We start from the raw sequence: 24,837 nt of genomic DNA on the forward strand, positions 1-24,837 counted from the left end.
GCCTACTTCTTGGAGCTAGAGCGGATCTTGCGGGATCCGGTGATGCCCCAGTTATAGAACCTTTCCATCTTAAAACTTTCCTTCGCACCATAGACGCGCGCCTTGATATGGGCGACATAGGCACCCACGCCCACGCGGCGTCCGTTGTCCGAGAGCATATTCCAACGTAAATATAATTGATGCGGGTTCTCGAAGCAGTTGCCGTCGAAGATTTCCCTGTCATCACACTTGATTTTCTGCGATTTTCTCGCCACAAAGTTGCCGAGGTTCGTATAGACCTCAAGTTCCCATTCCATACCGATTTCGGAGAGGTCCATCTCGGGCTTCTTCTCGTTTTCCTTCAGGATGGTGGCGAAGCTTATGTCCATGAGCACGCCGAGCGCCTTGTTGGCCTCTTCGGAGGTGAGCTTGTCGGCCACCTCGAAGGTAATGGCATCCTGCACGGACTCGTCGACATCGCGCTTGGAGGCAAACGAGTAGGCCTGCATCAGCACGCGCGGGTCGCCCTCCACCATTTCGGCCGGAGCGAGGCCAGATACGCCGTTGCCCTCACTGTCGACGAACTTCACGCCGTCGAGGTCGAACCTCACGGAATCGGCGGGGTTCATGCGGTCCACGAGCCTCGTGCCGCTTTCCATGCGGATTTCGGCGCCCTTGCCGTCGGAATCCCAGCGCACGGAAGAGAACGGAATCTTCACCCATTCGCCGTCGACGTAGAAGCGCAGCACATCGGCAAATTCATCGGTGGAGAGGTTCTTGTAGTCGATAGCCTCGGAGAACTCGATGCGGAACACGTCAGACGCCATCTTCTGGTAGGATTCCGGTTCGAGGAACGTCCCCGAAATCACCGGCGCCATGCGGTCGTGCATCGCGAGGTTGAGGGTCTTCTCTTCGCTTTCGCCGTTCACCGTCTCGCTGTAGGTCACCGTGACGTAGCCGTATTCGCCGTCCTTAGAGTAGGACTGGTCGATGGAAGTGAGCTTTTCCTTGATTCCGTACTTGTCTTCCTTCAGGGCGAATCCGACCACGGTTCCGTCTTCCGAAAGGTTCAGCTTCTCCACGTCGGGTTCGAGAACCAGGAGATTGCCGTCGGTGTCGAGCCAGTAATAGCGGATGGTCATCTTGTCGAGTTCTTCGCGCGAGATGGGCGTGTCAAAGGCGATGGAGGCGCTGTCCATGCGGCCGTCGCCGTTGCGGTCGAAGAAGGCGTTGCGCTCGTCGTCCACGTAGATGCGGCCGGAATTCTGCACGATTGCCGGGTTGTTCTTGCCCGTCTCGTTGCCGTCGGCGGCCTTCACGAGCCCGTCAGGACAGGCCTTGTTGGAGCAGCTCACCGCAATCTGGATGGAATCGCCGAAGTCCACCACACCGGTATCGATGACGAAGAACCAATGATTGCCGTCCTTCTGGATGGCCTCGAGATTCACCGGAGTGCCGTTCACGATGAAACCCTTGCCCTTGGTCCAAGAGGTGTCAATGTCCTTGTTGAAGAAGAGTTCGAGCGTATCGGTGGAGCCCTCGCCCTTGATGAGGTTCGCCACCTTGATGACAGGACCGATGCGGTCGGTCAGCGCACCGGTAGCCTCGGCCCGCGCCCCGGTATTCACCGAGGACATCGTCACAGAGAGGTCGCCCTTGCCCGAATCCGTCGGAATGGAGGCTCTCACGCCGGTAAGTTCCAGGACGCCCGTCTTCGGGTTCCATTTCCAATCACCCTGGTGATCCTTGAACTTGCCGCCATCGGGCCAGTTGTAGGCGAATTCTTCCATCTGCACGGAATCCATACGGCCGGAGAAGTACGCCACGATGCTGTCGCCCGCGCCGTCACCGTTAGTATCGTAGATGAATGCGCTGTCGAGAATCGGCATGTCGGGGTTCACGAACTGCAGGCTACCCGGGAACTCGCTATTGACGATGAAGTCCGTGCCGCCCTCGGGGGTGGGGTCTTCGAAACCGCTAAGCGTGAAGGTGGAACCATCGGTCACGGCCTTGGTCGCGCAGACCAGGAATGAGGCACGACCCTCGTGGAATATGAGCTGCTGGCCCTTCTCGCCCTTGGGCAGCTCGGTACCGCCCTGCGTGTAGAAGCGGAGGTTCTCGCTCGCCCCTTCCGTGTTGATGTAGAAATCCTTCTCGAGCGTGGAATCCGTAAGTCCCGTACCCGGGCCCACGGGGATAACCGCCCTCACATAGACCTTGAGCGTATCGCCCACCTCGAGCTGGAGCTTGGAGACGCTGGTCACCACTTCCTGGCAGTCATAGTCGAGGCAGTATTCGATATCCGGAGCGTAGAAGTTGTACACGCGGGCGTAGGCGATGTCGCCGTCTTCGGCCGCAGTCGTACCCACCACGACGTTGCTAATCGGATAGAGGCCCCTGATTTCCGCCACCACAATGCGTTCGTCGCCGGAATTGACCTTGCGCATGTGGGTAACGGCGGAACCATCGGCATCGAGCTTCGCGGTGATGGAATCGGAGGATGCCTTGGGCATGTAGATGAAGAAATCCGTGTTCGGGAGCGCGTTCGCGGAGACGACGTCCATGTTCTCGGGGACGACAAAGAGCCCGATTCGTTTACCATCTTCGATGCGGAGATAAGTGCAAAGCGGGTCCGGAGTGCCGGTATACTCAATGCAGTCAGCAGGTTCCTGCGCCAAAAGCCCCACCGGCATCATCACCGACAGGAAAAACATCACGAGATTTCTCTTCACAGAGCACATAGGGGACCTCAATAAAACAAACACTACACCCTAACGGGTGCATTTACATTATTAAATGTATCTTTTTTTTTAGAAAAGTGGGAACGACGGCCATCACACCGGGCCCTAGAGCAGGCCGTTCTGTGATGCTCCGCATACATACAGGGGGTTACGGGCCATTTTTCACTCAAAAATGTTATTCCAATATGGAATAAACTAGCGAATTTTTCAGTGTTTTTGCAGGGATTCTTCCTGCTTTCGGAGCCTCTTGCAACCGGGGCTTCCGAGATTTTCTCAAAAAACAATTAGCAACAACATCACCTAACGCAGTTCGAATAAAGGTCGAGCACTACGGTGTCCATGAAAAGCCAGCCCTCGCCCACGAGGCGGATTGTGCCCTGCGCCTGTTCAAGATAACCTCTCGAAATCCAGCGTTCGATAGCTTGGGGAGCTATCGCCACGCCCCTTTCTTTCAGCGCCTCCAACGGAAGGCCATACTTTGTACGTAACGAGAGTTGGATGATTTCGGCAATTTCATCTTCGGGCGAGAGCCTGTCGAGCATCAGGGCGCTATCGGGGCAGCCGCCCTTCACGTATTCGCGCCAGGGGGCATACTTTTCGGGGGCGGAAAAACGCACTCCCCCGAAATAGCCGTGCGCACTCGGCCCGAAGGCGAGGTATTCGCCACGCCGCCAGTAGTTGAGGTTATGCAGGCTCTCTTCGCCGACGCGCGCGAAGTTCGACGTCTCGTAACGAACAAAGTCCCTGCTTTCGAGCTTTTCGACGCCCCGCAGGTACATATCCGCATAGAGGTCCTCGTCCACAGATTCCTCGCCTTTCGCGATGCGCTTGCCCAGACGGCGCGTCGGGTCGACTTTAAGCCCGTAGAAGCTCACGTGGCCGAGCGGCCGGTCTGTAAGCCATTCCACATCGGCAAGCATGTCGTCGATTCCCTGCCCAGGGAGATTGAACATGAGGTCGGCGTTCACCCGCAGGCCCCTTTGCGAGAGGAGCAGGTCGAGGGCTTGCCGGCCTGTCGCGACATCGTGCCTACGGCCAACCCGCGAAAGCAAGTCGTCACTGAGCGTCTGCAGCCCGAGACTTGCCCGCGTGATGCCCGATTCCAGCGCCACGGAGATGCGTTCGGCGTCGCAGGACTCCGGATTGAACTCCATCGTAGCCTCTTTCAGCGCCCCCATTCTCACGCCCGCACCGGCGACAATCCCGAAAAGCCTGGCCAGGCGCTCCGGCGAAAGCACGGAGGGCGTCCCCCCGCCTATATACAGGGTCTCGACACGGGAAAATACGCCCGGATGGCGCTCCGCGAAAACGGTCATTTCCCTCGAAATCAGCTCCAAATATTCCAACTGCAACCATTCAGGTGCCGAAAATGCGTGAAAATCGCAATAATCACAGATTTTTGCACAAAAAGGGACATGAATATACAGGCCGAGCATCGTCAAGTTATTTTTTTTTAAGTTTTTTGGGTTCCGTTTGTAAAAATTTAATTTATATCCGTAACATGGAAGACAAGAAAAAGAAGAAATTCATTGATCGGGTGAAAAAAAAGGTTCCCCTGTTCATATTCCTCACTATCGCCACGATAGTGTTCTTCCTCGCATCTACCCTTTTACTGGACGATTCCTACAAGGACATCATCCTCATCGCCATGATCTGGGCTCTCCCCCTGTTCGTCCATTAGCCAGCCAATGAGAATCACACGTCAGACAGAGAGAAAGTTCAACGCAGTCTGCTACTACGTCTTTTGCTGGATTTTTGCCGCGGAAGGTTTCTCGGCCGTCGACAGTTACGCCCAGTTCGGAACGATTGACGCAGGCGAAGTTCTCTCGATGCTACAGTTCGCCCTGTTCATGGGACTCTCGCACGGCGTGTACGACATCCTTATCCTCAGAGACGAAATGGACTGCAGGTCCATTTGGAAATCCCTGCTCATGCGCACGCTGTACTTCATCTCGGCAATCTGCTCGAGCAAAGTTCTCTGCATTCTCCTGTTCCAGAGGGATTCCAGCGAAGGAATCATAAACGAAATCGGCTTCGGGAGCGTCTTCTCGGAATTTTCCAATCCCGCGGTGCAGATGCAGTTGCTCGTATTCTTCCTGATGGCATACCTCATCACCTTCGTGCGTTCGGTGCACAAGAAGTTCGGGCCCCGCGTTTTCTGGAACACGCTGCTCGGCAAGTCGCAGGAACCTCTCGAAGAAGATCTCGTGTTCATGATGGTAGACCTGCGCAACTCCACCACGCTCGCCGAAGAACTCGGGCACGTGAAGTACAGCAGCTTCTTGAAGGACTACTACAAGCTGCTCTCCAACTGCTGCGAAGAAAACCGCGGCGAAATCTACCAGATAGCAGGCGACGGCGCATTCCTCACCTGGCCCATTTCCGCATGCAGGAAAAAGGCACGGCCGGTCAACTGCTTCTTCGACTTCAGCGAATGCCTCGAAAGGATAAGTTACAAGTTTATTCGCAAGTACGGCAGAGTGCCGAGTTTCAAGGCGGCAGCGCACTGCGGGCGCGTCGTCACGACCGAAGTAGGAAATTTCGGGAGCGAACTCGCCTATCACGGCGACGTGCTGAACACAACAAGTCGCATCCAGACACTCTGCGGACGCCTCGGACAGGAATTTTTAATATCCGAAGACCTCTTTGCGGCACTTCCGAAGCCTCTTCCGCACGGATTTTTATGCAAGAGGGAAGGATTTTTCGAATTAAGGGGAAAAAAAAACGAAATTTTGATTTTTTCTTTGCAAATACCCTTGACAACCCTAAATTAATATTCTATAATTGTGCTCACCTCGCGGGAATAGCTCAGTTGGTAGAGCACGACCTTGCCAAGGTCGGGGTCGAGGGTCCGAGTCCCTTTTCCCGCTCTAAAAAAGAAAACCACCCATCAGGGTGGTTTTCTTTTTTATACGCGGAAGGGACCGGGCCCGAGACCCCTTGGGGGAGAGGGTGCGGCCCAGCACGCTCCAAACAAAAAAGACACCTTTGCGGCGTCTTTTTAATTTATTTGCAAAACGAATCGGTCCCTACCCCACTCACTCTTTTTTTTTTACCCAAACAAATCCTTCACATAGTTATAATAGCCATACCGCTTGATGCAGCAAAGAATCGCATCTTTCCAGAAGATAATTTCCTTCCCTTCCGGGCAGCAGCTCAACGCATAGGCATAGCAACATTTCCCATTGAAATTTATTTCCGTGAATCCCACATCAAAAGCATCGCCACGCAATTCTTCGGGAAACTGCAAAATCTTTTTCTCGTTTGCGAGAATCAGGCCCGAGATATCTTCCACCATTCGCGGAGCAAAGCCGACCGGCGTGATGGATTCCTCGACATCTTCTTTTTCAGGGAACTGGTCCCTTTCGTACGTGCACAGAACACCGTCGTTATAAAGAATAATACCTTTAGGACGAGCGCCCCAACCTCCGTAGTTGACAACTGCAAACGTAATAGGCGCATCATCAATATGATTCATTCTTTCAAAGCAAGTCATGTAACCAGTCCTTGCCTACGGCGCAGGCACCATATCGTGACACAAACCAATAGCCCCGATACGGCGTACAAAGAAGTCTCCCGTAGTCCCGGCCGCACCCGAGAACTTCAGCCTGACAGTAGCAACGTTTTTCAGAACATCATTTATATCGGGACTCACGCCAGCACCGCAGCTGTTCTTGAACATCAACCAATCGAAATCACTGACTTTTTCACTTGCAGAAGCCGGAACGTTCGCCACAAAGCTGCAGGAATCCATCGTCGGGATCGCTCCATCTTCCAGACCAAGCTCTATCACAAAATCGATAGATGACTTGTAATCAAGGCAGAGGCCACCCCACGGAGAGATATTCCCCCCTTCCTGTTCCTCGTTCCAGACATTGAAAGCGACCCCCGCATACGGTTTTTCGTAGCCAGCTCCGAACTTGGCTTCCAGTTCAATTCCGTGATATTTTTCAATGAGCTCCGGGAATGGAGAACCATAAATTAGCGTATCTATATCGGACGGGAACTGAAGTACAGAAGAACCTCCATTAACGCCATCGCTAATTTGATACCAGAACCCAGAGGTGCGGCTGTCGCCACCCGTTATAACCTGACCTGCGCCGCGGTCGTTCTCGGCATCCCAGAGCATGTTACTGATAATGATCTTAGCACTAGAAGACGACGCCGGAGCGGCAGACGAAGATGGCGCGCTGGAAGATGACCCGGGTGCCGCCTCAGATGATAAAGGCGTCTGGCTGGACAAGGAAACATCCTCCACCGAGGAAGAACTTTCGTTTCCGGAAGCATCCGGAGAAGTGGACGAAGAATCATCACCACAGGCAGCAAGCATAGAAGCAAAAGAGATGGCAATACAGCCGGCAAACAGCTTTTTCATGGACTCCCTCCTTACAGGACTCTAAACTTTTTTCCTAATATAAGTTAAAAATCCCTACCCATACTAGGGCAAGGACCTTAATTTTTTATTGCTGCTTTTTTATAAGCAAAATCACGAAATTTTACCCAAAATGCAAGTCCGGACGTTCTTCCATTTCTTCAATTTGAATCTTGTGCAGCACCACACGGCCTTCTACCAAGCTCTTCGGCACGTCGATGATACGCTGGTTGCTGGAACCGCGGAACTTGATCTCGAGCGACTTCTTCGCCATGATGAACGGTCCGTCGATCAGGATGTCGGCATAGCTCAGGAGTTCCGTGAACCCCGGGCGTCCGGCGGCAAGTTCCATCAAGCGTTCGTAGGTATATCCCGTGAAAATCACGAGATTGAGACCGCGTTCCTTGATGATGCGCGCAAGCGGAATCAGGGCCTCCGCCTGGTCCATCGGGTCGCCTCCGCTGAACGTGACACCGTCCAAAAGCGGATTGTCATCCAGCATCGAGACGATTTCCTCGATGTCGATATCGCGACCCCCGTTGAAATCGTGGGTCTGGGGATTCTGGCAGCCGGGGCAGTTGTGGTGGCAGCCCTGTGTAAAGATGGTCATGCGGATTCCGGGACCGTCCACGAAAGATTCGGGCTCGATTCCGGCAATCCGCAAACGCGGGTATACGTCCATCTTACACGCCGTGCTTTACGCGGTCGTTCACTTCGGCGCGCTTCGCATTGTTGAAGCGGTCGACTGTACCCACGAGGTAGCCCGTGATGCGACGGATGCGTTCGAAGCACACGCCTTCGCCATAGAGGGATTTTTCTTTATCGGACATTGTTTTGACTCCTTGCTAAAAAATGGTTATCTGATGCCGCGGAAGGCAGGCATTCCCGGGAACTTCTTCCGGAGTTCGTTCAATTTTTCTTCAGAAATGGAATGGCCGTCGCTACGTCCGCAACGCGGGCAGCTGTCGCCGATGACGCCCACGAACCCGCAAACCGGATCGCGGTCCACCGGATGGTTGATGGAACCGTAACCGATGCCCACTTCCGCCATGTAGCGCACAATCTTCTCGAACGCGTCGAGGTTCTGCGTCGGGTCGCCATCGAGCTCGATGTAGCTGATGTGGCCCGCATTGGTAAGGGCGTGGTACGGAGCCTCGAGCGCAAGCTTCTTGAAGGCCGAAATCTTGTAGTACACCGGCACGTGGAACGAGTTGGTGTAGTAATCGCGGTCGGTAACGCCGGGGATGATTCCGTACTTCTTCTTGTCCATGCGCACGAAGCGGCCCGAAAGGCCTTCCGCCGGCGTGGCGAGCAAGCTGAAGTTGAGGCCGAGGCGCTTGCTTTCCTTGTCGCAGAAATCGCGCATGTGGCCGATGATCTTGAGGCCGAGCTGCTGGGAGGATTCGGATTCGCCGTGGTGCTTGCCCGTGAGCATCACCAGGGTTTCGGCGAGGCCGATGAAACCGATGGAAAGCGTACCGTGCTTGATGACCTCGCCCACGGTGTCTTCCCAGCCGAGCTTGTCGGAATCAATCCACACGCCCTGTCCCATGAGGAACGGGAAGTTCTTGACCTTGCGGCGACTCTGCACGGCGAAGCGTTCCATGAGCTGGTCGCTCACGAGTTGCAGCATGCGATCGAGTTCCTTGAAGAACAGGTCGATAGAACGCATCTTGATGGCGATGCGCGGGAGGTTGATGGATGTGAAGCTCAGGTTGCCACGGCCGTAAGAAATCTCGCGGCTCGGGTCGTAGTTGTTGCCGATAACGCGGGTACGGCAGCCCATGTACGAAATTTCGGTTTCCGGATGGCCTTCCTTGTAGTACTGCAGGTTATACGGCGCGTCCTGGAAGCTGAAGTTCGGGAAAAGGCGCTTCGCGCTCACGCGGCAGGCGAGCTTGAACAGATCGTAGTTCGGGTCACCCTCGTTGAGGTTCACGCCCTTCTTCACGCGGAAAATCTGAATCGGGAAGATGGCCGTTTCGCCACCGCCCAGGCCCTCGTCCGTGGTGAGGAGGAGGTTCTTCATCACCATGCGGGCTTCCGGATCGGTGCACATGCCGTAGTTGATGCTGGAGAACGGAGTCTGCGCACCGGCGCGGCTGTGCATGGAGTTCAGGTTGTGGACAAACGCTTCCATGGCCTGGAAAGTCGCCTTGTCGGTCTCTTCGTAGGCCTGCTTCTCGGCGAACTTCTGGGACTTCATCACCATCTCGGTATCGAAGGACTTGGAAAGTTCGCGGGCTTCCGTCTCGACAAACTTCTCGTTCGGCACAAGCGTCGCCACCATGCCCATTTCCGCCATTTCGGAATGGAGCTTCTTTACGATAGGCAGGATTTCTTCCTCTTCCTTGCCGGTGAAGAGGATGAGCGCCTTCACCATGTTGGAGAGGTAGGCCTTGCGGTACGTGATGCGCACGCCGTCGGCCATGGCATAGTCGAAGTTCGGCACCGACTGTCCGCCGTGCTGGTCGTTCTGGTTACTCTGTATGGCAATCGCCGCGAGGGCAGCATAGCTGCGGATATCCTTCGGTTCGCGCAGGTGCCCGTGACCCGTATTGAAGCCGTTTTTGAACAACTTAATCAGGTCGATCTGGCAGCAGGTCATGGTGAGGGAATAGAAATCCAGATCGTGGATGTGGATATCCCCGTTCGAATGGGCCTGGCTGTGCTCGGGCTTGAGCATCATCATCGTGTAGAAGTGCTTCGCCGATTCAGACCCGTACTTGAGCATCGTGCCCATCGCGGTATCGCCGTCGATGTTCGCGTTCTCGCGCTTGAGGTCGGATTCCTTCGCGGAGCTGAACGTGATGTCGCGGAGCGTGTGCATGAGGCGAGTGTTCACCTCGCGGATGCGGGTGCGCTCGGCACGGTAAAGGATGTAGCTCTTGGCGGTATCCGCGTAGTTGTTGTCGGTGAGCGCCTTTTCGACCGCATCCTGGATTTCTTCGATATCGGGCTTGGTCTTGCCTTCGGCCTCGAGACGGCCCACGGCATAGGCGGCTACCTTTAGAGCAGTACTGCTCAAGACGTCTTCGTGGCCAAGGAGGTCAATCTGCTCCTGGGAGGCCTTGATCTGGTCGTTGAGCTCGCCGGAGGCGCGGAACGCCTTGACAATGGCGTCCGAAATCTTCTCGATGTTGAACGGCATTTCGCGGCCGTCGCGCTTCTTGACTGTAAAAATCATCACCTATCCTTCAAATCTATTAACTAGGCCCTAGTCAAAAGACGTTTATTCAAAATAAGCTTGTTTTCCATTTTTCCACTATATCTTGTGTTCAACACCAAACCAGTAGCACAAGATATGGGTATAAGATAATAAAAGATTTGAAGATTTGAGACCTTTTTTCGAAAAAAACCGTATTTTTTTTGTAACATCCGAAAAACTTATCAACATCTTCCAAAAATGTAACGTCAAACTGCCACCGCAGGTCGGGTCTGCAACTTTCCAAGTCCCTATCGCACATACATTTAGACATTCGGGCACTTTTTGGAATCTATTCACACCCCAAAAAGCATATTTTTTTACGCGGAGGGGTTGACAAATACCCTGTCAATCATTCTTCCTACACCCGGTTCAAGGGAAAATCAAACTGGATAGAACGGGGCGTAGCGAACTTTTCGAAGGAAATCTCGTAGCAGAAATTCTTTTCGTCTACCGTCCGCACGACTCCCACGCCAAAAAACTTGTGCATCACGCTGTCGCCCGCGGCAAAATCAGCCGAAGGCGCCTTTTTTACGGGCCCTAGGCTTTCGTCGCTCAAAAAATCGCGCTCGAAATCCACGTTCTCAATGTAGGCTTTCGCCGCCTCAAGGAAATCCTCCGAAATGCCGCGCGCCACATCCAGCCCGTCCATGTCCATTTCGAGCAGGAACCTGGACGGATAGCGTGTTCCGCTTTCCCCCGCCACGCCGTCTTCGGCATCGCTCAGGCAAAGCACGTTCTCGGCGCGGGTAAAGGCCACATAGGCCAGGCGCCGCTCTTCTTCGAGCTGAATCTTGTTCTGCACGCGCTTGACCGGGAAAAAGCCTTCGTTCAAGCCGCACACGAACACGTACGGGAACTCCAGGCCCTTCGCGTTGTGGATCGTCATGAGCTGCACGCGGTCTTTTTCTTCGGAGTCTTCGTCGGCGTTCGTGAACAGCACGATGTTCTGCAGGTATTCATCCAGCGAGGCGTCTTCTTCGTAGTAGTTCTCGAATTCCAGAATGCCCTGCTTGAGTTCCGCCAGGTTGTCCAGGCGGTCTTCGTCGCCATCGAGGCGCAGCATTTCTTCGTACTTGGTTTCGCGCAGGATTTTCGCAAGAACTTCGGAGACGCTCATGTCCTTGTAGCGGGAGCGGTACTTCTCGATCAGTTTCACGTATTCCACCACATTGCTACGCGACAAGAAGCCCTTGCAGTCGAAATCGATTTTTTGCTTTTCGTTTCCGACCGATGAAAGTTCCGCCTGCGACGAGACATCGGCAGCAACGTTGTTCAAAAGGCCCGCCTCCGAAACAATTTCAAGCAGAGCCTCGTAAAGGCCTACACCACGCGCATCGGCAAAATCCTGCAAGGCCGCAATCTTGCGCGGGCCGAACTGGCGCTTGGGCGTATTCACCGTACGCATGAACGACAAGTCGTCGGCGTACACCAGCATTCGCAAATAGCAAATGACATCCTTGATTTCTTTGCGCTGGTAAAAGCCCACCCCGCTGTAAACCTTATACGGGATATTCTCCGCCATCAAGGCTTCTTCCACGGAACGGGACTGCGAATGCATGCGGTAGAGCACCGCGATGTCTTTGTAATGGACTCCGTCCGCATTCTGCACGGCGTTCTGGATTTGCTCCACAATCCAGCGGGCTTCTTCGCGAGTGTTCTTGGCGTGGTAAAAGACGGGCGTCTTGCCGTCGGCACGCTTTGGCTTCAAGACCTTTTCGATTCGGAACTTGTTGTTCTTGATGACCGCGTCCGGAACCTTCAGAATGTTCGGCGTCGAGCGGTAATTGTTCTGCAGCAAAATCGTCTTCGTATTTTCGTGAGTCTTGTCGAATTCCAGAATGCGGTTGACATCGGCGCCGCGCCAGCCATAAATGGTCTGGTCTGGGTCGCCCACCACAAAAAGATTCTTGTGGTAGCTAGCGAGCAAGTCCGCCAGCCGGTACTGCTGTCCGTCGATATCCTGGTATTCGTCCACCATGATGTACATCATGCGCTTGCGCCACTTGTCGAGCTGTTCCGGGAAGTTCTCGAGAATGTACAGCGTCGAAAGAATCAGGTCGTCAAAGTCCAGCGCGTAATTCTTTTTCTGCTCGTAGAGGTAGCGGTAATAAACCTTCATCCACTTGTCGTCGGCGGCATCCGAAAGCGCGAGCAAATGATCCTTAGAAGCCATGCCCTCCGAAGGCAGTTCCGCAAAAAGCGAGACGTAATTGATGTCGGCAGCCTTGCGGCCCCCGATATAGTCGATGACGCTGCTGATTTTCAAATCCTTTAGCGAGTAGCCCAAATCGGCGTAGGCCTTGTGCAAAAGGGACTTCTGGTCGTCTTCGTCCAGAATCATGAATTCCTTCGGGTAGTTCAGCACGTGGATTTCTTCGCGCAGGAACCGCACGCAAAAGCCGTGGAACGTGGAAATATAGCCGCTGTCGTCGCCGCCCAGCACCGTGCGGATGCGCTTCTTCATTTCGTTCGCGGCCTTGTTGGTGAACGTGACGCAAAGGATGTTCGACGGCGAAATGCCCATCTCCTTCACGAGGTACAGGTAACGCTGGGTCAGCGTCCGGGTCTTGCCCGAACCGGCCCCCGCCACCACGCGCACATAACCCTCGGTGGTTTCCACCGCTTCCCGTTGTTCCTGATCCATATTTTCTTGAGCCATGCGCACCTCGCAAAATAGTGAACATTTGTTCTACTACACAAAAATACAGTATTTTGTAGGCTCTGTCAAGTCAAATCGTATTTTTTTCAGGAATTCGCGTTAAAGGACTTCCTTTTAAGATGCAAAATATACGCCATTATAGCCAAAATCATTGCGAACGGTCCCATGATTATCAATCCGGAATCGATAATACCGCCGCCAAACAAGCTCATAATGAAGGTTATAAAACCTCCTATAATGAAAAACGGAAGAAATGGAGTAAATAAAATCCAGAATGCTTTTTTGCTACTAGAGGCGTAGAAAAGATAATTGTAGCAGTTGATGCTACAAAGCGATGAAACAATTATTGCTACAGACAAAAAAACTAGGAATACCAGGAGATCGTCTCCGGTAGAATGGGTTGGTTTACTAAACAGAAACGGGAAAAGCAACAGAAAGGGAATAGATACGGATACGATTGAGGCTATCTTGAAACCTTTGGCTGCTTTTTGAAGTTTGATAAACAAATCTGTGTTTTGTTGTTGTTCAAAAGCATGTCTTTCTTTTTTAGTTATTAGCTTTGCAAATACAACTGTAATTATGGGCAAGATAATAACGATAGGCAAGGCAAATATTACAAGTTCCATGGGACACCACCTTTTAAAAACCTAGCCGAATTCGGGAGATCGTTTATTTATTCGATTTCGGCAGTGACCGCGAGATATGCAGAAACTGACACGGAATCGGCGATATTCATCCCGGGTTTCGGGAAATCAGCATCAGGCAGCACCATGGGAGCGGACTTTCCCCTAGCCTTGCGCAACAAGGCTCCATTGAGAGAGCCAAGACCGGTTCTCCCGAACTCGTTTTCGGGCTTGTTGCTCACGGAAACGACCTTGCCGAGAGACCCGCCAAAGCCTTCGGCTATCGCCTTGGCGCGGGACATGGCCTTTTTGCCGGCGATATTGGTCACCTGGACCCTGAGGGAATCTTCATTTTTCAGAACAGGGCGGGCAGCAAGCACGCGGGAGTTCTCCATACCCACCATACCGTCCAGGAAGGCTTCCGCGGCCGCCTTGGCCGTAAAGTTGACCGTAATCTTCTGGGCCGCCCTGAAGGCATCCTTGCGGGATTCATTGCTGTCGAATTCATAATCCGGCCTCTTGAACAGATGCATGGACTCCTCGTCTATCTCGGATTCGGCGACGCCCAGGTCTTTCGCCAGTTGCACCACATCATTGCGGCGTTCACTCACCCGCTTATAAATCATTTCCTTGTCAGCACCGTTCATCGACATACCCACGACTACGACAAACTTGTCGGCCAGGAAATTCTTGTCCTCGCTTTGCGAAACACGGACATAAGATTTTCCGCCATTTTCCACCCCCACCAGCGAAAGGTTCGCCGCAATCGAGGCCAAGACCTCAACAGAATCCGAAGAACTCAATTCTTCAACCATCGAAGAGCCTTCCACCGACAAGACCTTCCCGGCTTCGGCACCGACGCTCCGGGCATGCACATCGGCCAGTTTGGACGCCTTCTTGCAGGCCTCCTTGATGACGGAAACTTCTAAGGCTTCCGCGTTTTTCAACCGCGACGAGGTGGACACGTTATCGACAAAAGCAAGACCCGCCAAGTCCAACTCCAGCGAATCGGCATCCTGTTTGCTATGGAATATGACCTTCACACTCTGCGAGGCTACATAGCCCAAGAAAATCTTCTTGTGGTTCGTATATTTCCAGTCGTCTTTCACCACCATACTGCTGAATTCATATGCCCGCGAATCAACGGAATGCTTTTTCAGCAAAGTGAGAATTTTGTCACGGCTTTCATTCAGGTGCTTGTAGGCGGCATCCTTCTTCTTGTGTTTCAAGACCAAGGAAAAAGACGTGACATATTCATCCGCCAAGAAATTCTTGGTCTCTTTGCTGGAGACAGCCACACCACCAAACGGCTGAGCCTCCTGCTCTGGGACCGGTTCCAAGGACGAAACATTTTTTTGCGCAGACACATCGGAAGGGCGCCCAATGCTCAAGGAAAGTACCAGGCATACAAATGCGAGGACGATAATGACGACGTATGATACTTTGTTCTGCATAAGGCACTCCTTGTTGGAACCACTTCTTAAATTACACAAAAAGATATTGCCGAAGGCAACTGCCCACGGCAAAAAGATTTTTACCGGATTTTATAGTCTAATCTAGAATATGGTTCCTACTTCTTCGGAGCGAGCAACACCGCGTATTTGAGCACAACGGCGACAAGCACGGTAGTCGTCATGCTGATAAACGGCATCCAGGGCCAGCTGAAGACATTTTCAAGCACCGCGGGCACGCCAAACGCGGGAATTCCCTGCACGAGCACGAGGCTTGCCATGCCGCAAACGACGGCAACGACCACCTGCCAACTCTTGAGTCCTTTGACAAAGAACGCGAGCAGGAACATGCCGAGGAGCGGGCCGGTGAAAAGCCCGGTAAAGAAGAGCGCATTCTTGAGAAGGCTCCCCTGCTGCGTCGCGGCAAACAGAGCGAAGAAGACACCGAGCACGCCCCAGACCACCGTCCAGATCTTTGCACGCTTGAGTCCGCCCATCCCCTTCGATTCTTCCCATCCCAGGAAATCGCGTTCAGACGTGTTGCTGAGCGAATTGATGGCTCCCGAAAGGCTGCTCATGGCGGCCGCACAGATGGCGGCGACAATCAAGCCGGTCACGCCCACCGGAAGGCCGTTCACGATAAAATACGGGAACACGTCGTTCTGACCGATTCCTTCGGGGAGCGGGGCGACGTTCGCCATCTTGTAGTAAACGTAGAGCGCGGCACCCACCCAGTAGAAGAGAATCGAGACGAAGCAGCCGAGAACCATCGAGAGGACGCTGGAGCGGTTCGCCGCCTTCACGTCCTTGCAGCTCAAATAACGTTGCACAAACTGCTGGTCGCACCCGCGTATCGCGATCTCGAGGATGGCATATGCGAATCCAGCCGAAATAAGCGTGCGCGCATTGGAAACATCCATCGTAGCGTCCCACCACTTGGTCTTGCCCGCCTCGCTCGCAAGCGCGGCCATCTCGCCGAAACCGCCCACGGCGTTCGAGATGAGCACGAGCACCAGGATGCCGCCACCGAAGAACACGCAAAACTGCATCACGTCGGTCCAAATGACGGCCTTGATACCGCCGAACCACGTGTAAAAAATTGCGACAGCGGCGGACACGACGATGGCGACCTTCAAATCGACATGCAGTATCTGCGCAAGCACGAGCGACGGCGCATAGAGCAAGATGCCCGTACGCAAAAGGAGGTGCAGGCTGTAGAAGACCGCGGCAAGCCTGCGCACCGTCTTGGAGCCGAAGCGTACCTCGAAAAGTTCATATGCGCTGTTGATGCCCGAGCTGCGGAACTTCGGGATAAACACGAAACCCACGACGATGATACTCAGGAGGGCGCCAATCTGGAACATGAGGAAAGTCATGTTGTCGCCATACACGTCGGCAGGCGCCCCGAGGAACGTCGTCGCACTCACGGACGTGGCGATAAGGCTGATGCCCACGGCAACCCACGGGATGGTGCCGCCGCCGAACATGTATTCCTTGAGGTTCTTGTTGCCCCGGGAAACCCAGAGGCCAATGAGGAGGGAAAGCAGCAGGTACGCCGCGAGGACAATCCAATCTATAACGGTAAACATTCTGTGCTAGGCCTTCATCGAAGACGAAAGCACCGGAATGCCATCGTCCACGGGTGCGGGTTCCATCGGCAGTTCCGTGTACTGGATGACCTGGTTGCGGCCACCCTCCTTCGCCTTGTAGAGTGCCTGGTCGGCATAGTTCACGGCCTTCTTCATGTCGTGGAATTCGGGCGTCACGAGGAAGGCGCCGATGCTCACTGTCACGCGGAGCGGTTCCTGCTGGTGCACGTCGAACTCGAGCTTCATCACGGCATGGCGGATGCGTTCCGCAGTCTCGATCATGCCGTCCGCCGTCGTGTCGACAAGACCCACGACGAATTCCTCGCCGCCGTAACGGGCGACCACGTCAATTTCCTTGCGGATTTCGCCGCTGATGGCAGAGGCGATTCCCTTGATGACCACATCGCCAATCGGGTGACCGTAGGTGTCGTTCACGCTCTTGAAATGGTCGATGTCCATCATGAGCACGCCGATATTGTATCTCTGGCGGTCGGCGCGAATCTTTTCGGTACGCAGATTCTCGTGGAGCGTACGGTGGTTGATAAGGCCGGTAAGCCCGTCGCGCGTCGCGAGGTCCTTATCTTGTTCGGCCTGGCAGGCGCGCGCATACGCGAAGCCCGCAACCCCCGCAAACGCCTTGAGCAAGTTCATCTCGTGTTCGGAGTAGCGGTCGTTCCTGCGGCTCTCGAGGCAAATGGCAAGTTCCGCCTGTTCCGCATTCGTCTCCGTAGGCACGGGCATCACGAACAGCTGGCGGAATTCCATGTTCTTCTTTTCTTGGTTGTCGATGCGCGGGATGTAGGCGTTGAAGGCGGACTGGTTGAAAGTGCGTTCCACGGGCCTGTTGTGGTACAGCGCGAGGATGGCAAGGCCCTTGTCGGAAAGCGTAAACTTCTTGTTCACGAACTGGTCGGCGTCGATACCGTCGCAGCACACGACATGCCCCACGCGCTCCTGGTGCAGGTTGTTGTCGTTCTGGCGGTCGAGGGCGAGAATCATCATGCGGTCAAAAGGAATGTTGCCCTTCACGTATTCGAAAATCTGGCGGAACACGTCCTTCACCGTCATGTTCTTGAAGAACTGGTGCTGGTAATGGTAGAGCACGCTGAACTGCTGCTGCTCTATGTAGTTCTTTGCCGAGACGAAGCTCTTGAAGTAGAGCGTGTAAAGGGTGCTCGCGATATAGGTGAGCGCCTGAGCCGTCTGCTGGTTGAACGCGTTCGGGTAGAGCGAATCCATCACCAGGGCGCCCACGCGGTTCTTGCCGCGGTCGAGCATCGGGACCGCGACCACGGACTTGACCATCGGATTGTCGATATAGTAGAGAAGCTGCTTGCCGCCCGAAAGGTCGCCTTCGAGCAGGCGGCTCACGTCCATGCGGAAAAGCTGGCTTATGAGCCCCGTGTTCTCGGTAATCTTCACGTCGGAGGCGATGCGCACGTCGGGATTGGTGCAGGCGTAGGCGCGCATGCCCCATTCCTTCATGGAATTGAGGGGCGAAAACAGCACGAGCGAGTGCACGTTCGGGACAACGCGCTTGAGGCCTTCGAGCATGTCGCTGAAAGCCTTCTTCACGTCGGCATCAGCGCGGGCCCACACCTGGTTTACGCGCAGCGTAGAACCGGGCTCGTTGTATTCCGATGCGGAATCGTCAAAAGAGTTCTTGAGTTCGGGCGTGACGGCCGGAGAAATCCCGGTAGCCTTCACCGCGGAGCCGACAACCGGCAACGAGGCCGTCTTGCCGCCGGGAACGCGCGGCAGGTTCATGTACCCGAGTGCCGCGGCGACACCTGCAAACGGGATGAGGAACAGGAACATGCCTCCCTGGAAGGCAACTCCCAGGAGCAAGCCTGCAACAGCGAACATTATCATCGATATCTGCATCTGCATCCTCTACACTTAAAGCCGGAAAGAGCGGTAGAGCATGGCACACGCGACGCCACCAAAGACGATATGGCTTATCCAGGCAGCCAAGAATGGAGAAAGCGCGCCGTTCTCACCCATCTTCAATCCGATTCTTTCCAGAATATAATAACTAAAAACGAGCAAGAGGCCAATGCCGAATTTCTGGGAAAGGCCCCCAGAACGGCTATAACGGTGACAGAGGGCCGCCCCGATGAGCAGCACGATTAGGTTCATCCAGTGGGCGGAAAGCTTGAAATGGAGGGCAGTCTCCATCGCGCGGGTGTCTTCGCCGGAGCGCTTGAGCACTTCGATGCGCTCCCGGACCATCTTGGAATCCATCTCGTCGGGCACCTGACGCTCGTTGATGAGGTCAGCCGGACGGGTCGTGACCTTCCCGACCATCTTTTCGCGCGTAATCGGTATGACCGTCACCGTGCCGTCCTTGTTGAATATGCGCTTCATCCCGCGTTCGAACATCCAGTAGGAATTTTCCTCGTAGCTCTTCATCACGCTGTCGCGGGAGGTGCTGTCGATCGAGGTGGTATCCGGTTCCACCCACCTGACGGTCTTGGCGTCGTAGCGTTCCACGAGCCTTCCCTGTTCGCGCAGCAGAAGCACCACGTCGCGGCCCATCTTCGCCTTGCCCGAATAGAACTTGAAGAACCAACTCGCCTTCTCGCTGTCGATAAACGTGAAGTCGCTCTTTTCCTTGATGCGCGGGTTCTTCTTTTTCTGCGCGTTGGTCTCCATGATTTCGAGACGCTTGTGGTTGGCATCCGGAAGCCACAGTTCGCTCATCTCGTACGACCCGAAGGACACGAGTATGCCCAAAAAGAATATGGGGAACAAAGTCTTGAGCGGGCTCTGGCCCGAACTCTGCATGGCGCTCATCTCGAGATGCCTGGACATGTTGCCCACCGAGGCGAGCACCGCGATGAACATGGATACCGGCGTGATGAGGTAGAGCATGTACGGGATGTAGCTCACATAGTAGTCAACAGCGTCCTTCGTTTCGCGGGCAAGCCATATCTTGATGTTGCCAACGAAGTCGATGACCGCGAACATGAAGATGGCACCGATAGTCACGATGAGGAACATCTTCACAAAATTCCATATCAGGTAACGCGAGAACTTCATGCGTGACCCCTGCCGATGGAACGGAACTTGCGGCCTATGGCGCGCATGGCCCTGAAGAACTTGGAATCTCCCGTAAAGCGGTCGCGCACCATCGCGATGGTGATGAACACGCCAAACGCGCCGATGATGATATTCGAAGCCCACATGGCGAGTTCAGGAGAAATGATGAGACGGTCGGCCAGGTTTTCGCCGCCGATAAGGCAAATCCAGTAAATCACGAAGAACGCAAGACTGTAGATGATACCCGTACCGATACCGCCCTTGCGGGCCATAATCCCGAGCGGGGCGCCGATGAGCACGAATATGAAACATGCGAACGACGTGCTGAACTTCTTGTGAATTTCTACGAGATACTGGGCGGCACGCTTCTGTTCGGCCTCCATCCTACCCCACAGCCTCTCCGTATTGCGGAGCGCCGAAATTTCTTGCATGCGGATGCGCTGGAGCGACCGCCGCCCCTGGACAGAATCGAGAGGAGCTCCCCCGGCGGCATCCTTGGGAACGATACTGTCCCCGATGACCAAGTTCTTTGTGGAAATAAGGGAAGCAAGGCGCTTGTCGCGGGCAAAGGCATATGCAGTATCGTACTTCGCGCGAGCCTCGTTCACCACGTCCATCATCATCTCGACAGGCATCTCGCGGTCACTTCTGTAACTTCTGGTCCTGCGTTCCAGGCGGTCGTCCACGTTCTGCATGGCGAGGTCCTGCGAGAAGAACCTGATACGGAAATAGCTTTCCGGCTTGTCGGGGTCGACGATATGCGTCTCGCCGCTGCGCATGCGGAACATGAGGGTAGCCCCGTTGTCCACGTAATCGAGAGTCGCGCTGTCCGCATACACGACCCTGGGCGCGCCCTTCTTCTCGAGTTCATACACCTGGATGCCGTAGAGCACGCCCGATACCGGGTCGATGCGGTTCACCCAGAGCTGTACGTCGGGAAACTGCGTGATGAGGCGGCCCGCATCGATAAACACGTGCGGCTTCTTGCGGGAGACGGCGTTCATCAGTTCGACGGAGCGGTGGTTCGCCTCGGGCAGGATCCAGTTGTTGAAAAGGATCATCAGGACCGTGACCAAAAGTGCGACAAGCATCACCGGACGCATGAGCGACAAAGGTGAAACACCCGCCGCCTTCACCGCCGTGATTTCGTGGTCACCCGAAAGGCGCCCGAACGCCATGAGGCATGCGACAAGCACCGCCATCGGGATGGACAGCGAAAGCATCCATGCGAGGTTCAGCACGAATATCTCGAGAACCGTCGACGCGGGCAGCCCCTTCGAAAGCACGTTGTCCAGTATTTTCACCAAGAAATCGACGACGAACAAAAACGTTATGCCAAAAAGCGCCGCCAAAAACGGGCCAATAAGTTCTTTCAACACATAACGGACTAAAATCATTTTTCCTGTCGGTCTTTTTTTTCTACTTTAACGATGAAAAATTAGAATTAACCGAAGAAAAAAAATGAAACTTTCTCTAAAGACAGCCCTGTTCACAAGCCTTTTCCTTTCTGTCGCCATGCTGGGCGCTTGCTCCTCCAGTTCTTCCACGAGAGTCACCCACACCCAGTTCTGCAAAGACAAACTGGAAAAGGCGGAAGAACTCTTCAAGAAAGAAAAGTACGGACGCGTCATCGACAAGCTCGAAGAAATCATGAGCTACTGCGCCGGTACCGGCTACCTGGAACAGACATCCTTCCTGCTTGCCGAAAGCCACTTCAATCTGGAACAGTGGATCGAGGCCCGCGGAGAATACGGAAGCTTCGTGATGAACTTCCCCGGTTCGCCGTATGCGGAAACCGCAGAATTCAGGAAGGCTATCGCCTCGTTCAACATGGAGTTCCGCGTGAGCCGCGACGACGCGAACACGACCGTCGCCATGAAGGATTTCGAACGCTACCTTTCGAACCATCCGGATTCGCCGCTCCGCGATTCCATCAACTACTACTACGGACTTTTGATTGAACGTCTCGCCGAAAAGGAATTCCAGACGGCAAGACTCTACCTGCGCATGGACAAGCCGCAGGCGGCCGTCATCTACTTCAAGGAATTCCTCGAGACCTACAAGCAGTCCAAGCGCCGCAAAGAAGCGCTGTTCCTCACCTCGCAGGCCTATACCGAACTTGACCAGTTCGAAAGCGCTCGCGAATACCTGAACATCGCCAGGCAGGAACTCAAGGCAGACGACAAGGACGGGCAGAAGATGCTCGAAAAGACCGAAGAGAAAATCGCCAAGGCCGAAAAGAGCTTCGAGAAGCGCATAAAGAAGGATGCCGAGAAAAAGCGCGTCCAGAAAGAAGAACGCGAAATGCTGAACTAGGTTTTCCATGGGTCATGCGGGTTTCAAGCCGGTTCTTGCTCTTGTCGCACTGTTCCTCGCAACGGGCGCTTTCGCCGATGACGAGCAGAGGATAGAACACGACAGGGCAAAGCTTTCCATTTTCGGGCAGGCATCCATATCCTTCCTGAATTTCGAAGAACGCAGCTATTTCCAGGACGCCATCGACACCATCTACGCCGATTTCCGTTCGCAGGCCGTCAACGCCGAGGAATCGCTCTACGTCGCCAAGCAGAACTTCCAGAAAGTCAACTTCTGTTTCCCCATCATGGGCGGCATTCAATACCAGCTCATGGACGACCACTTTTTGAGTGCGGGCATCGGATTCATCTACGACAACGAATCCGTGGTGCTCACCGACCGCAAAAACAAGGCGCACAACTACAGTTACACCATTCAGGGCGTCCCGATGTTCCTCGAATACAGGCTCGCGATTCCCAAGAACCTGATCACCCTTTCGAACGGGGGCCTCTTCAGCATCGCAGTCCGCTGGTATTGGACACTCCCCGGCACCGAAATCTACACCACGTGGGGCAAGCTCGAAGCCGAGAACAAGCCCTGGGGAGCGGGATTCGGGGTAAGCCTCGGTTACCTGATTGCAAGCTGGAACGGCATCAACATCTACGGCGACATCGGATACAGTTCCATCTCCGTGGAATCGAAGGAAAGTTTCGCCGACATCGTTCCCGACGGACCGACCGAGAAGGCGAAGTGGAATATCGGCGGCTTGCAGCTGCAGGTGCGCGCTAGCTTCGGAATCATAAACAAGAAAATGACCCTGGGCGACACGACCGCGACGCAGTCCAAGACGCTCCAGCCGAAGGACGTCAAGGACACGACCGCCAAATCCGGACCCACGGATGCAACCCAGGGCGGCACCGCGGCCGAAAGCAAGACTGACGGAAGCGAACCTCCCGCAACAAAAACGAACGCGGAAGGAAATCCGCCCGCAGAACAAACTGGCGCAGACGGAGCGAAGGCAACCGAGCCGAAGGCTTCTGAACCGGCGGCCAAGCCGAACGCAAGCGAAGAAAAAACGGCAGAGAAAAAGGCGGGGCAATGAGTTTCTGGCCAGGGGAAAAACTGCGGTACGCCGAGACGCATTTCAAGTTCAGGCTCCCCTGGTCGCTTTTGTACAGGCCCTGGCCCGAAATCATTTTCGACATGCCCTTCCAGGCGGTTCCCGGAACGGAACCCGCATTGTGGATCGTGGTGCGTGACGCGGACAGGTTCCCGACGCTCATCGAGAAAGTGGAAGTCGAAATCAAGGGCAAATCGCCGGATGCCGAAACCTTACCTGCAAAGACTATCGACCTGCAAATCCGCGCCACGGAACAAGTCGTTTTTTACCCCGTAAAGCTCGGGACGCTCACCGCCGGCAAATACGAAATCCGCTGCAAGGCGACCGCACGCCGCATCGATCCCGCAACGGGGAATATTACAGACAAAGTAAAGATATTTGATCGCTGGAACCTTCCCGGCTTAAAGCCAGCACCGCTCAAACTGCACGTGCTTGCGGAAATGCCCCCGAAGGCGCCGGGGTATGCGGCAGGCGAGATGCACTGCCATACCCAGTATTCACGCGACCATGTGGAATTCGGGGCCACGCCTGCCGTATTGCAACAGGCGGCCGCATCGGTCGGTCTCGACTTCGCCTGTTGCACCGACCACGCCTACGACTTCGCGTTCACCGACGAGGACTACACCAAGGAGGCGCGGTCCCCGGCGCCGAGGTTCCAGGCCCTGCGCGACGAGATTGCGGCCCTCCCGCAAGGAGAAGGCAATCCGCTCCTGCTCGCAGGCGAAGAAGTATCCGCCGGAAATTCCAAGGGCGAGAACGTGCACGTCACCGTGTTCGCCCCAGAAAGCTACCTCCCCGGACTCGGGGACTGCGGGCGGTACTGGCTCGAGAACAAGCCCACGCGGAGCATCGCCCAGATTCTGCAAGACACCACCGCACACTGCTTTGCGGCACATCCCTTCCAGCAAATGGGAATCGTCGAAAAGTTCGTGTTCCGGCGCGGGTACTGGACCGCCAAGGACCTGCACTGCGACAAACCGCATTCCATCCGCGGGCTGCAGTTCTGGAACGGCGTGCGCGACGAAGGCTTCAAACTCGGGCGCGAATTCTGGATACAGGAACTCGGCAAGGGGAACTACCTTTTGCCTATCGGCGGCAACGACGCGCATGGCGACCTGAACGACACGACCGCGGTCTCGACCCCGCTCTTCTCACTCAAGCATTCGCGCGACCACGTGTTCGGGAAAGTGCGCACCGTGGTGTGCCTCCCACGTCATGCCGAAGGCGAGCGCAGCGAGACAAGTGTTTCCACAAGACATCAATTAGACTCTCTTGCCCCTACGGGGCTGCGGAGTGACATGGTGGCCTCGGAACCGCGAAATGGCGTGGTTGCCTCCGGACTCCAGGGTGACAAGAGCACTGCCATCACGCAAGAAATGCTGAACGAAGCGTTCGCGGGCGACAACTGCTACATCACCGACGGCCCCGCGCTGTGGTGGGAACACGCCGAAGTCCACGGCGTAAAGAGCGTCGTATTCCATGCCCGCAACACCAAGGATTTTGGAGAAGGCTTCCGCTACATCCGCATCTTCGGCCGGCGCTACCAGAGCAACGGCAAGCTCACGAAAGAAGAGGAAGTCTGCAAGGAAAGCCTGGTCGCCGCACCCGCGTCGGCAGACATCGCCGTCTACACGGACAATTTCGCCTACCTGCGCGCCGAATGCGAATCGGCCACGGGCCATTTCGCCCTGACATCCGCCGCAACTTTTGAAAGGGGGTAACATGCCGCGCCTCATGTCCCCCATGATTCGGAGAAGA

At 54.8% G+C, this 24,837-nt stretch carries 19 protein-coding genes and 1 tRNA gene; 6 read left to right on the forward strand and 14 right to left on the reverse strand.

The genetic code is table 11. The annotated features are described in order from the left end of the window. Window positions 1-2 precede the first annotated feature (2 nt). Both IK012_RS01300 and hemW read right to left on the reverse strand, forming a co-directional pair. Entirely contained in the window at window positions 3-2,696 is a 2,694-nt protein-coding gene (locus IK012_RS01300) for a hypothetical protein (RefSeq protein WP_290949526.1), read from the reverse strand. A 320-nt stretch (window positions 2,697-3,016) separates the two neighbouring features. Continuing rightward, the gene (hemW, locus tag IK012_RS01305) at window positions 3,017-4,156 is read right to left on the reverse strand and encodes a radical SAM family heme chaperone HemW (RefSeq protein WP_290949527.1); all 1,140 of its coding nucleotides are present in this window, start codon (window positions 4,154-4,156) and stop codon (window positions 3,017-3,019) included. Between the two features lie 65 nt (window positions 4,157-4,221). On the opposite strand from hemW, the gene IK012_RS01310 reads away from it, so the two are divergent. The 3 genes from IK012_RS01310 to IK012_RS01320 all read left to right on the forward strand — a co-directional run bounded on the left by IK012_RS01310 (window position 4,222) and on the right by IK012_RS01320 (window position 5,590). Then, window positions 4,222-4,401: a hypothetical protein gene (locus IK012_RS01310; RefSeq protein WP_290949528.1), complete on the forward strand. Its 180-nt coding sequence runs from the start codon at window positions 4,222-4,224 to the stop codon at window positions 4,399-4,401. A gap of 7 nt (window positions 4,402-4,408) precedes the next feature. Then, window positions 4,409-5,494, forward strand: coding sequence for an adenylate/guanylate cyclase domain-containing protein (locus IK012_RS01315; RefSeq protein WP_290949530.1), 1,086 nt, complete (start codon window positions 4,409-4,411; stop codon window positions 5,492-5,494). A gap of 23 nt (window positions 5,495-5,517) precedes the next feature. Then, window positions 5,518-5,590, forward strand: a tRNA-Gly gene (locus IK012_RS01320). A gap of 182 nt (window positions 5,591-5,772) precedes the next feature. Here the strand turns inward: IK012_RS01320 and IK012_RS01325 are convergent. The 12 genes from IK012_RS01325 to IK012_RS01380 form a co-directional block, all read right to left on the reverse strand. Then, on the reverse strand, window positions 5,773-6,216 hold the full coding sequence (locus IK012_RS01325) for a hypothetical protein (RefSeq protein ID WP_290949532.1): 444 nt from the start codon (window positions 6,214-6,216) through the stop codon (window positions 5,773-5,775). Window positions 6,217-6,231: 15 nt separating this feature from the next. Then, window positions 6,232-7,050 (reverse strand): hypothetical protein, encoded by an 819-nt coding sequence (locus IK012_RS01330; protein ID WP_290949534.1) that lies wholly within the window; start codon window positions 7,048-7,050, stop codon window positions 6,232-6,234. A gap of 166 nt (window positions 7,051-7,216) precedes the next feature. Continuing rightward, complete coding sequence (gene nrdG / locus IK012_RS01335) at window positions 7,217-7,774, reverse strand: anaerobic ribonucleoside-triphosphate reductase activating protein (protein ID WP_290949536.1); 558 nt, start codon at window positions 7,772-7,774, stop codon at window positions 7,217-7,219. Window position 7,775: 1 nt separating this feature from the next. Beyond that, window positions 7,776-7,922 (reverse strand): anaerobic ribonucleoside-triphosphate reductase, encoded by a 147-nt coding sequence (gene nrdD, locus IK012_RS01340; RefSeq protein ID WP_173343486.1) that lies wholly within the window; start codon window positions 7,920-7,922, stop codon window positions 7,776-7,778. Window positions 7,923-7,948: 26 nt separating this feature from the next. Beyond that, window positions 7,949-10,279 carry an anaerobic ribonucleoside triphosphate reductase gene (locus IK012_RS01345; RefSeq protein ID WP_290949539.1) on the reverse strand — a complete coding sequence of 777 codons (2,331 nt, stop codon included), beginning with the start codon at window positions 10,277-10,279 and terminating at the stop codon, window positions 7,949-7,951. Window positions 10,280-10,658: 379 nt separating this feature from the next. Next, window positions 10,659-12,959 carry an ATP-dependent helicase gene (locus tag IK012_RS01350; protein ID WP_290949541.1) on the reverse strand — a complete coding sequence of 767 codons (2,301 nt, stop codon included), beginning with the start codon at window positions 12,957-12,959 and terminating at the stop codon, window positions 10,659-10,661. 86 nt (window positions 12,960-13,045) lie between these two features. After that, window positions 13,046-13,585 carry a hypothetical protein gene (locus IK012_RS01355; protein WP_290949543.1) on the reverse strand — a complete coding sequence of 180 codons (540 nt, stop codon included), beginning with the start codon at window positions 13,583-13,585 and terminating at the stop codon, window positions 13,046-13,048. 47 nt (window positions 13,586-13,632) lie between these two features. After that, complete coding sequence (locus tag IK012_RS01360) at window positions 13,633-15,036, reverse strand: SIMPL domain-containing protein (protein ID WP_290949545.1); 1,404 nt, start codon at window positions 15,034-15,036, stop codon at window positions 13,633-13,635. Between the two features lie 116 nt (window positions 15,037-15,152). Then, window positions 15,153-16,622 (reverse strand): sodium:solute symporter, encoded by a 1,470-nt coding sequence (locus IK012_RS01365; protein WP_290949547.1) that lies wholly within the window; start codon window positions 16,620-16,622, stop codon window positions 15,153-15,155. 6 nt (window positions 16,623-16,628) lie between these two features. After that, the gene (locus IK012_RS01370) at window positions 16,629-18,488 is read right to left on the reverse strand and encodes a sensor domain-containing diguanylate cyclase (protein WP_290949549.1); all 1,860 of its coding nucleotides are present in this window, start codon (window positions 18,486-18,488) and stop codon (window positions 16,629-16,631) included. A 33-nt stretch (window positions 18,489-18,521) separates the two neighbouring features. Then, complete coding sequence (locus tag IK012_RS01375; protein WP_290949551.1) at window positions 18,522-19,664, reverse strand: LptF/LptG family permease; 1,143 nt, start codon at window positions 19,662-19,664, stop codon at window positions 18,522-18,524. Further along, window positions 19,661-21,043: an LptF/LptG family permease gene (locus IK012_RS01380; protein WP_290949553.1), complete on the reverse strand. Its 1,383-nt coding sequence runs from the start codon at window positions 21,041-21,043 to the stop codon at window positions 19,661-19,663. Before IK012_RS01380 ends, IK012_RS01375 begins: the two co-directional genes overlap by 4 nt. A gap of 82 nt (window positions 21,044-21,125) precedes the next feature. On the opposite strand from IK012_RS01380, the gene IK012_RS01385 reads away from it, so the two are divergent. Genes IK012_RS01385 through IK012_RS01395 form a run of 3 tightly spaced genes read left to right on the forward strand, consistent with a single transcriptional unit; the run spans window position 21,126 to window position 24,800 of the window. Further along, on the forward strand, window positions 21,126-21,980 hold the full coding sequence (locus IK012_RS01385) for an outer membrane protein assembly factor BamD (protein ID WP_290949555.1): 855 nt from the start codon (window positions 21,126-21,128) through the stop codon (window positions 21,978-21,980). A gap of 7 nt (window positions 21,981-21,987) precedes the next feature. Then, window positions 21,988-23,061 (forward strand): hypothetical protein, encoded by a 1,074-nt coding sequence (locus tag IK012_RS01390; protein ID WP_290949557.1) that lies wholly within the window; start codon window positions 21,988-21,990, stop codon window positions 23,059-23,061. Continuing rightward, window positions 23,058-24,800: a hypothetical protein gene (locus tag IK012_RS01395; protein ID WP_290949559.1), complete on the forward strand. Its 1,743-nt coding sequence runs from the start codon at window positions 23,058-23,060 to the stop codon at window positions 24,798-24,800. Before IK012_RS01390 ends, IK012_RS01395 begins: the two co-directional genes overlap by 4 nt. Window positions 24,801-24,837 lie beyond the last annotated feature (37 nt).

Source organism: Fibrobacter sp. (genome assembly GCF_017551775.1).
In the GTDB taxonomy this organism is placed as follows: domain Bacteria; phylum Fibrobacterota; class Fibrobacteria; order Fibrobacterales; family Fibrobacteraceae; genus Fibrobacter.

Excerpts from the sequence above, each read along its gene's own strand:
- hemW (WP_290949527.1), bottom strand. The coding sequence starts at position 4,156 with ATGCTCGGCCTGTATATTCATGTCCCTTTTTGTGCAAAAATCTGTGAT.
- IK012_RS01310 (WP_290949528.1), top strand. The coding sequence starts at position 4,222 with ATGGAAGACAAGAAAAAGAAGAAATTCATTGATCGGGTGAAAAAAAAG.
- IK012_RS01315 (WP_290949530.1), top strand. The coding sequence starts at position 4,409 with ATGAGAATCACACGTCAGACAGAGAGAAAGTTCAACGCAGTCTGCTAC.
- IK012_RS01325 (WP_290949532.1), bottom strand. The coding sequence starts at position 6,216 with ATGACTTGCTTTGAAAGAATGAATCATATTGATGATGCGCCTATTACG.
- IK012_RS01330 (WP_290949534.1), bottom strand. The coding sequence starts at position 7,050 with ATGCTTGCTGCCTGTGGTGATGATTCTTCGTCCACTTCTCCGGATGCT.
- nrdG (WP_290949536.1), bottom strand. The coding sequence starts at position 7,774 with ATGGACGTATACCCGCGTTTGCGGATTGCCGGAATCGAGCCCGAATCT.
- nrdD (WP_173343486.1), bottom strand. The coding sequence starts at position 7,922 with ATGTCCGATAAAGAAAAATCCCTCTATGGCGAAGGCGTGTGCTTCGAA.
- IK012_RS01345 (WP_290949539.1), bottom strand. The coding sequence starts at position 10,279 with ATGATTTTTACAGTCAAGAAGCGCGACGGCCGCGAAATGCCGTTCAAC.
- IK012_RS01350 (WP_290949541.1), bottom strand. The coding sequence starts at position 12,959 with ATGGCTCAAGAAAATATGGATCAGGAACAACGGGAAGCGGTGGAAACC.
- IK012_RS01355 (WP_290949543.1), bottom strand. The coding sequence starts at position 13,585 with ATGGAACTTGTAATATTTGCCTTGCCTATCGTTATTATCTTGCCCATA.
- IK012_RS01360 (WP_290949545.1), bottom strand. The coding sequence starts at position 15,036 with ATGCAGAACAAAGTATCATACGTCGTCATTATCGTCCTCGCATTTGTA.
- IK012_RS01365 (WP_290949547.1), bottom strand. The coding sequence starts at position 16,622 with ATGTTTACCGTTATAGATTGGATTGTCCTCGCGGCGTACCTGCTGCTT.
- IK012_RS01370 (WP_290949549.1), bottom strand. The coding sequence starts at position 18,488 with ATGTTCGCTGTTGCAGGCTTGCTCCTGGGAGTTGCCTTCCAGGGAGGC.
- IK012_RS01375 (WP_290949551.1), bottom strand. The coding sequence starts at position 19,664 with ATGAAGTTCTCGCGTTACCTGATATGGAATTTTGTGAAGATGTTCCTC.
- IK012_RS01385 (WP_290949555.1), top strand. The coding sequence starts at position 21,126 with ATGAAACTTTCTCTAAAGACAGCCCTGTTCACAAGCCTTTTCCTTTCT.
- IK012_RS01390 (WP_290949557.1), top strand. The coding sequence starts at position 21,988 with ATGGGTCATGCGGGTTTCAAGCCGGTTCTTGCTCTTGTCGCACTGTTC.
- IK012_RS01395 (WP_290949559.1), top strand. The coding sequence starts at position 23,058 with ATGAGTTTCTGGCCAGGGGAAAAACTGCGGTACGCCGAGACGCATTTC.